This window comes from Vibrio sp. 1727 (assembly GCF_033344415.1).
Taxonomy (GTDB): domain Bacteria; phylum Pseudomonadota; class Gammaproteobacteria; order Enterobacterales; family Vibrionaceae; genus Vibrio; species Vibrio alginolyticus.
In genome coordinates this window covers 1-536 of the sequence record NZ_JAWPOT010000605.1, presented here as the reverse complement: position 1 = coordinate 536, position 536 = coordinate 1, and the positions used below count along the sequence as shown (strand labels likewise).

General features: G+C 48.1%; 1 protein-coding gene. It reads right to left on the bottom strand.

All coding sequences use genetic code 11. From position 1 onward, the window contains the following. Window positions 1-37 precede the first annotated feature (37 nt). The gene (locus R8O10_RS27175; protein WP_318192223.1) at window positions 38-508 is read right to left on the bottom strand and encodes an ASCH domain-containing protein; all 471 of its coding nucleotides are present in this window, start codon (window positions 506-508) and stop codon (window positions 38-40) included. Between the last annotated feature and the right edge of the window lie 28 nt (window positions 509-536).

Genomic DNA, 536 nt, shown 5'->3' with positions numbered 1-536 from the left:
CCAAACTCGGTGCTGTTTTTTAGTCACTCAACGCTGATTATTCAAATGGATACACCACTTTAAAGCGTTCTAGAACCAGCAAACGTTGCTCATGCCAATCGATGTTCAACTCATCGCACTCGGCTTTAAAAAATGCAGCATGCGCGTCACGCCACCAGTTCAACGTTCTATCACCTTCGCCTTCTGCGTAGGCAAACTCTGCGGTGACTTCATCGTATCGACAGGTGCTCACGTCCGTCATTTGAATTACACAAACAGGCTCACCGTCCCAATTGGTGACGACTTGCAAATGCCCGACCTCTGGCATCGGCTCCCCGTGCTCGCTGTACCACAACTCCATACTGCACGATGCCGTTTTCTGCCCAATCCGTACGAGTACGGCGCACACATTCGCGTTGTATTCATCGGCACAGTAGTAGTCAGCACTGACTGATGGAATAGCACTTTTCTGCTCTGGGGAGAGCAAATCAAGATACCGATTTAAGTAGTTTTTTGCTCTTGCGTCCATGCACTTATCACACTTGAGAAAGAATTAA